Raw genomic sequence first — 7,176 nt, 5'->3', positions numbered from 1 at the left:
TCGCGAGGGAGTCCAGGTCAGGCGTCACAACCGACCTTTGGACTCCCTCGCGTCATTTCATGCACGCCAGCGAGCCCTTGGCATCAATCATCTAGGCGGGGTACAGCTGGAATCTGCTCAGTGCCCAAATGACGAGCAGATCGAGGGTCATCACGGGAATCGACCACACCGGGTAGTACGGAATGAACATGAACTGGGTGATCAGACTGATCGCAGCCGCCGTCAGTCCGGCCCATCGCCCCCATGCCTGGCCGGCCAGCACCCCGATACCGGCGGCGGACAGCCACACGCCGATCACCAGATGGATCCAACCCCAGGCGGTCAGATTGAACTGGTAGGCATAGCCGGCCGAGGAGAACAGGCTGTCCTGTGCGATGCCGGCCGCACCCAGGAGAATGCTCAAGGTCCCGCTGACCGACAGCCCGATCCCGGCGAACATCGATGCGCCACTTACGGTCGCGTTGGTGGCACCTCCCGCCTGCCCGCGCCGTTCGTGTGAGCCCTGCACCATGACCGTCGCCCTTCTTCCCGGCACGACACACTCACGCGTCACGCTCCATGGAAGTCTCACCCAGAGTAACGATTCGCTACAGGCGCGACACGCAGTTCATTTCCGAGCCGCCGTGACGCCAGGATCGCCGTCCCGACGACCGTCGATCCGACGGCTCGTCATCCCATCCGGGTCGAGGGACGTCGCACGCCCCGACGACACGAACCCCGACGGAGCGCCAGAGAGCGCCGAACTGTCCACCGGGGCCGGACCGTTCCTCGCCCTGCTGGTGGCGGTCCTCGGGTCGCGTCGGTGGCGGCCGTCGGCCGGGCAGCCCATAGACACGGCGACAGTGGTCGACACCGAGGAGCTCGCCGAGCCGGCATGGATCACACCCGAGCAGATCGCCGAGTTCGTCCCGTACGGAATGTTCGAACCGGTGCAGGCATGCCTGGACGCCAAGATGCAGCCGGAGATCTCCTGACCCGAGCCGCCGCCCAGCACTCGATCCGCCCCACCCTCCTGGGCCGCTCGACGACATCCGCCGGAACGGCAACGAGGGCATCGGTATGAGCTCGCTGGGGCCTGGTCCCGCCGAATCGACCAGGAACACCGCCTGGTCTACGTCCTTGACGAGCAGGCCGACGCCCTGTGCGTCATTGCCTGCCGCTACCACTACGGCACGTAGGGCCCGCCCGGGAGAGACGCGCCCGTCCCGGTTCCGCCTTCGTCGTTGCGTGGTTGCAGTCACACCGTCCGGAGCCGGGCCGGGTCGGTTCGACTGGGCGCCTCGGGTGCTACGGGCGGACCGGTCGTGGCCGGCGGTGCTGCTACGACGCGCCGGGCGCGTGCGCGGTCGGCCAGGCGGCCACCGGGTTGCCGATCCACCGGGTGCCGGCCGGGATCGACTCCCCGCGCATCGCCAGCGAGGCCCCGCCGATCGAGGCGTCGGCCCCGATCGTGGCCCCGGGCAGCACGATCGAGTTGGGCCCGAGGGTGGCGCCCTCGTCCAGTTCCACGGGGCCCAGCCGCATCACCCGGTCGTGGAACAGGTGGGTCTGCAACACGGTGCCGCGGTTGACGCTGGCACCGGGGCCGATGGTGACCAGGTCGGCCTCCGGCAGCCAGTGCGTCTCGCACCAGGCGCCGCGGCCGACCTTGGCGCCGAGACTGCGCAGCCACAGGTTGAGGTAGGGCGTGCCGAGCAGGTTGCGGCCGCCCCATGGCATGGCCAGCTCCTCGACGAAGGTGTCGTAGAGCTCGTTGCGCCAGACGAAACTGGACCAGAGCGGGTGCTCGCCGCTGCGGAACCGGCCGACCAGCAGCCACTTGGCGAGTGTGGTGACCAGGCAGGCGGCCAGGGTCGCGCCGGCCAGCACGATCCCGCCGACGGCCAGCGCCGCGGCCAGGCCGTCCTGGTCGATCACCTCGTTCAGCGCGCCGAAGACCAGGTCGCCCAGGATCACCGTGAGCACCACCGGCAGCAGCCGGCACAGCTCCACGCAGGCCCGGGCCAGCATCAGCCGACGCGGCGGGTCGTAGGTGCGTCCCTCGTCGACCTCGTCGGCCACCCGGGGCAGCTCGATGCCGGGTCGGCCGAACCAGGAGGAGCCGGGCGCGGCCTTGGCGGGCGCGTCGGAGAGCACCCCGACCAGCGCCCGGTCGGGCAGCTCGCGGTCGGCGCCGACGATGCCGGAGTTGCCGACGAAGGCCCGCCGGCCGACCCGGGAAGGGCCGATCCGCAGCCAGCCGCCGCACACCTCGAACGGGGCGATCAGGGTGTCGTCGGCGAGGAAGGCGCCGTCGTCCACGGACATCTGGCCGGGCAGCGCCAGCACTGTGGAGGCTTCCACCCGGCTGCCGATCCTGGCCCCGAGCAGCCGCAGCCAGACCGGGGTGAAGAGGCTGGCGTAGAACGGGAAGAGGGTGCGGCGGGCGGTGTCCATCAGCCGGTTGACGGCCCAGACGCACCAGGCGACCTTGCCGTGCGCCGGGTGGTGTCCGGGCTTGATCGGCACGCTGAAGATCCGGATCAGCAGCACCAGCAACAGCGCGTAGACCGCCAGGGTCATGACCGTCAACTCCAAGCTGAAAGACACAAGTTGGAGCAGCGCACTGCCGAGTGTGCGATCGGTGTCGAGCATCGGGTAGAGCACCAGCAGCCCGGGCACGGCGGCGAGCAGCGGCAGCAGGGTGAAGCCGAACAGGCCGAGGCCGTAGGCGAGGTTCCAGAAGCCCCCGTGGCGGCGGGCTCGGCCCGGGGCGGGCCAGGGTTCGCCCGGTTCGCTGCTGGGGCGGGCGGGCGCGCCGTGGTAGCGCCGACCGGCCGGGACGGCGTCGAGCACGCAGCTGCCGGGGGCGACCTCGGCGGCGGCGCCGATCCGGGCACCGGGCATCAGGGTGGCCCGGGCGCCGATCCGAGCACCGGCGCCGATCTCGATCGAGCCGAGGTGCAGCAGGTCTCCGTCCAGCCACCAGCCGGCCAGGTCCACGCCCGGTTCCACCGAGCAGCCGGCACCGAATCCGGCCAGGCCGGTGATCGGCGGCAGGGCATGCAGGTGGACGCCCCGGCCGACCTTGCAGCCGAGCAGCCGGGCGTAGTGCCGGGCCCACGGCGTGCCGATCAGATCGCCGGCGCCGAACGCCACGGCGGCCCGCTCGGCGGCCCAGAGCCGCAGATGGACCAGGCCGCCACGGGGGTAGCTGCCCGGACGCAGCCGGGCGGTGAGCAGCCGGGCGCTGAGGGTGGTCAGCAGCAGGCGACCGATGGAGCTGGAGAACACCAACAGGCCGGTGATGATCAGCCACCAGGGGGTGTGCGGGGCCCAGTTGAGCCGGCCGCCCATCAGGTTGTCCACCCCGGCGACGGCGAGTACCCAGCGCACGCTGGTGACGGTGTAGAGGACGGCGAGCACCAGGGTCTGGCCGACCGCGGTCCAGCGCGGGGTGCGGCGTACCCGGCGCTGTCGGTCGGGTCCGCCGCCCTGGCCGTCCAGTACGGCGGGACGGCGTACCCGGCGCTGTCGGTCGGGTCCGCCGCCCTGGCCGTCCAGTACGGCGGCGAGGTCGGCGAGCACCGGGTTGGCGTACAGGTCGGCGACCGAGAGGCCGGGGAACCTGGCGCGCAGCACCGAGATCAGCCGGGCCGCGACCAGGCTGGAGCCGCCGAGCGCGAAGAAGTCGCTGTCGGCCTGCACCGGCAGGCCGAGGGTGGCCTCCCACTGCTCGGCGAGCCAGCCGGCGGTGCCGGTGAGCCGGGCCCGGTCGCCGCCGTCGCCCGTGCCGAGGCCGGGCAGCGGCCAGGGCAGGGCGTTGCGGTCGACCTTGCCGGAGGTCTTGGTGGGCAGCTGGTCGACGACGGCGAGCAGCGGGACCAGGGCAGCGGGCAGACGTTCCTGCAGGAGTTTGCGGGCCAGGGCGAGGTCGGGATCGACCCCGGGGTGCGGCACCAGGTAGCCGACCAGCAGTTGGGTGCCGCCCGGGTTGGTGCGCACGGCTGCGGCAGCGGCCCTGGCCCCGGGCAGCGCCTGCAGGGCGGCGTCCACCTCGCCGAGCTCGATCCGCCGGCCCCCGAGCTTGACCTGCTCGTCGGCGCGGCCGACGAAGAGCAGGCCGCGCGGGTCGGCCACCACCAGGTCGCCGCTGCGGTAGACCCGCCCGCCGGGCAGCGCGGGGTGCGCGGTGAACTTCTCCGCGTCCTTGGCCGGGTCCAGGTAGCGGGCGGTGCCGATGCCGCTGATCAGCAGTTCGCCGGTCTCGCCCCAGCCGACCGGGTACCCGGCCTCGTTGACCACGGCGAGCTGCCAGCCGTCCAACGGGGCACCGATCCGCACCGGTTCGCCGGGCAGCATCCGGGCGGCGGTGGCGACCACGGTGGTCTCGGTGGGGCCGTAGGTGTTCCAGAACTCGCGGTGCGGGGCGGCGATCCGGTGGACCAGGTCGGGCGGGCAGGCCTCGCCGCCGACGATGACCAGCCGGACCCGGTCCAGGCACTCCTGGGGCCAGAGCGCAAGCAGGGTGGGCACGGTGGAGATCGCCGTGATGGCGCGTTCGACCAGCCAGGGGCCGAGGTCCGTGCCGGCCTTGACCAGCGAGCGCGGGGCCGGGACCAGGCAGGCGCCGTACCGCCAGGCCAGCCACATCTCCTCGCAGGAGGCGTCGAAGGCGACCGAGAGGCCTGCCAGCACCCGGTCTCCCGGACCGAGCGGGTGCTGCTGGAGGAATATCCGCGCCTCGGCGTCCACGAAGGCGGCTGCGGAGCGGTGGGTGACCGCCACGCCCTTGGGGCGGCCGGTGGTGCCGGAGGTGAAGATGATCCAGGCGTCGTCGTCCAGTGACGGGCCGGCGGCCCGGCCGACGGGCGGGACGGCCCGATTCAGGACGACCTGCCGGCCGGTGCCGATCACGGCGCAGACCCGGGCGTCCTGCCAGATCATCTCGGCCCGCTCGTCGGGGTCGTCGGCGTCCACCGGCACGTAGGCGGCGCCGGCGGCGAGCACCGCGAGGATCGAGACGTACAGGTCGGCGCAGCCGGAGGGGACTCGGACGCCGACCCGGTCGCCGGCGCCGATCCCGCGACGGTTGAACCAGTTCGCCAGGGTGCCCACCTCGTGGAGCAGCGCCTGGTAGTCGAGCACCGTGCCGCCGACGTCCAGGGCCGGAGCCCGGGGAAACGCCTGCGCGGTGGCGGACAGGATGTCGAGCAGGGTGCGCGCCTGGGGCACCGGGGTCACGGGCCAGACGGCGACCTCACGAGCGGACCGGTGCGGGTGCGCGGTGGGCACCCGGTCGTGGCTCGCAGCCATGGGGTATCTCCTTGAGTCTGTGAACTGTCGACTACGAAGCTGACGGGGCCGAGTAGTGAACCGGAACGACTTCAGGCGATTTTCCAGGATGGACAGTACGCCCATTCACTCTGCCCGAAACCGAAGCTTTCCCGGGCGTGCCACCGCGAAATCAAAGCAATTTCTCATCTGGACCAGAGGACCCTTCGACCCCGATCGGATCGGATGCCTGAATCCACACCTCGGCAGCAAAGAACCTGGTCAGCGCATCTACCGAGGCCGCAGCCCCACCCTCTCTGGCGATATGGATTTTCGGCGAACCCGCAGCTCGGCGACGGAGGGAAGGCCGCCACCTGAAGCAGACCTTAACGGGCGATAAAGTCATTACCAAATACGGTTGGATTCTTTAGACAAGCCCGAACACCCTGCACCGCAAGAGATATTCACATAATGATATTTTCCACTGTCGAAGCTCGATGCCGAGGGCTGTTTTGGCCGGGTGGCGGAGTCGACGCAGAGCGCGGGAGATCCAGCCGAGCTTCCCTGGACACGGCCCGGGCGCGCGGAGAATTCAGGCCATCCTGGACTATGGCAAGTATGGTGACTTGTATGGCATCCAAGAAGGTCACCGTCACCATTCCCGAAGAACTGCTGGACGAGATCCGCGCGGACAGCGCCGAGCGCGGTCTGTCCGCTTACGTTGCCGACGCCCTGCGAGCCAAGCGGGACCGCGACCGTCTGCAGGAACTGGTCGCGTGGTTGGAGGAGGAACACGGGCCGGTCCTCAGTGACGAACGGGCCGCCGCCTACGCGGAGCTGGACGACCTCGACGCGGAGCACGACCGGCGCCGGGCGGCCCGTGGCAAGAGCAGCGGGGCGGCCGCGTGAAGAAGCGCGCCGAGGGGGTCCGCCGGCTGCGCGTCTTCGTACTGGACAGCGAGGCCCTGTCGCTCGCGGTCCGCGGCGATCGCATGATGATCGCCCGGCTCGATCTCGCCGCCCGCGGCGAGGCGGAGATCGTCACGTCACCCATAACCCTGGTCGAGGCGTACGACGCACGCACCACGGAGCAGCGCTGGGACTGGGTGCTGTCGCGGGTGAACGTCGCCGAGCTGGGCAAGGACGAGGCTCGGCAGGCACGCCGGCTGCTGGCGGACGCCGGCCTGCACGGGCACAAGTACGCGATCGACGCCATGCTCGCAGTGGTGGCGCTGCAGCAGCGAGGGCAGGTGACGGTCTTCACGTCCGACCCGGAGGATTTGGAGAGGCTGCTGCCGGACCACGTCGTGGTGGTGAAGGTCTGACGGTGATTGCCCGCCCTCGCCTGCGGAGCGATCGCTGATCGGCGAACGTTCCTCCAGGTGAGACGGCGAGGCCAAGCAAAAATTGCTGTGCCCAGTCGGTGGCTTCAACCGGGCCTTCGGCGTTTTGCTGGGTCAGGTGGGGTTGTTCAGTCGGTGGGACAGGACTCGGGCGCGGGCGGTCTGTACGGCTCCGGCTTTGGCGGCTGCGTAGTGGAGCAGGCCGAAGGGGGTGTGCAGGTGGAGGGTGTCGATGATGTGGGAGCTGCCGTCGGGGCGGGCGGTGATGGTGAAGCGGTAGGTCATCCGTACTCCGCCGGGGCTGGCCACCTCGCCGCTGACTGTCGCTGTGTCGGGCAGGTGGGTGTCTTCGGTGCGGATGGTGACCTGGATGACGTTGTCGTGCTGGAGCAGGCCGAGGAAGCGGAAGCGTTCGACGGCCGCGTAGTGCGTCACTCCGTTCTCGCGTCGTATGTCCCGTACGTCGACGAGCAGCGGGGAGAGGCCGATGTAGTTCTGGGGTTCCGCGAGGTGGGCGAGCACGGTGGCGGGTGGTGCCGCGATGTCGTAGGCGCGGCTCAGTTCGGTGCTGGGCACGTCC

7 protein-coding genes are annotated in these 7,176 nt (G+C 70.7%); 4 read left to right on the top strand and 3 right to left on the bottom strand.

Features of this window, described 5'->3' with window-relative positions; genetic code table 11:
• Positions 1-91: 91 nt before the first annotated feature.
• Positions 92-511: a hypothetical protein gene (locus ACFV4P_RS20885; RefSeq protein WP_380473166.1), complete on the bottom strand. Its 420-nt coding sequence runs from the start codon at positions 509-511 to the stop codon at positions 92-94.
• A 331-nt stretch (positions 512-842) separates the two neighbouring features.
• Between ACFV4P_RS20885 and ACFV4P_RS20880 the strand changes: the two genes are divergently transcribed.
• Together ACFV4P_RS20880 and ACFV4P_RS20875 are read left to right on the top strand one after the other, a co-directional pair.
• A complete protein-coding gene (locus tag ACFV4P_RS20880) occupies positions 843-974 on the top strand; it encodes a hypothetical protein (protein WP_380473164.1) in 132 nt (43 codons plus the stop codon).
• 114 nt (positions 975-1,088) lie between these two features.
• Positions 1,089-1,178, top strand: coding sequence for a type II toxin-antitoxin system YoeB family toxin (locus tag ACFV4P_RS20875; protein WP_380473189.1), 90 nt, complete (start codon positions 1,089-1,091; stop codon positions 1,176-1,178).
• 142 nt (positions 1,179-1,320) lie between these two features.
• On the opposite strand, the gene ACFV4P_RS20870 is transcribed toward ACFV4P_RS20875, so the two are convergent.
• Positions 1,321-5,295, bottom strand: a complete 3,975-nt coding sequence (locus ACFV4P_RS20870; RefSeq protein WP_380473162.1) for a Pls/PosA family non-ribosomal peptide synthetase — start codon at positions 5,293-5,295, stop codon at positions 1,321-1,323.
• Between the two features lie 588 nt (positions 5,296-5,883).
• On the opposite strand from ACFV4P_RS20870, the gene ACFV4P_RS20865 reads away from it, so the two are divergent.
• The gene (locus ACFV4P_RS20865) at positions 5,884-6,162 is read left to right on the top strand and encodes a CopG family transcriptional regulator (protein ID WP_380473160.1); all 279 of its coding nucleotides are present in this window, start codon (positions 5,884-5,886) and stop codon (positions 6,160-6,162) included.
• The gene (locus ACFV4P_RS20860; protein ID WP_380473158.1) at positions 6,159-6,578 is read left to right on the top strand and encodes a PIN domain-containing protein; all 420 of its coding nucleotides are present in this window, start codon (positions 6,159-6,161) and stop codon (positions 6,576-6,578) included. Before ACFV4P_RS20865 ends, ACFV4P_RS20860 begins: the two co-directional genes overlap by 4 nt.
• Positions 6,579-6,710: 132 nt before the next feature.
• Here ACFV4P_RS20860 and ACFV4P_RS20855 read toward each other — a convergent pair whose 3' ends face one another.
• On the bottom strand, positions 6,711-7,172 hold the full coding sequence (locus tag ACFV4P_RS20855) for an SRPBCC family protein (protein ID WP_380473156.1): 462 nt from the start codon (positions 7,170-7,172) through the stop codon (positions 6,711-6,713).
• Between the last annotated feature and the right edge of the window lie 4 nt (positions 7,173-7,176).

The organism is Kitasatospora sp. NPDC059795 (assembly GCF_042732175.1).
Lineage (GTDB): Bacteria > Actinomycetota > Actinomycetes > Streptomycetales > Streptomycetaceae > Kitasatospora.
This window is presented reverse-complemented; position numbering and strand designations above follow the sequence as displayed.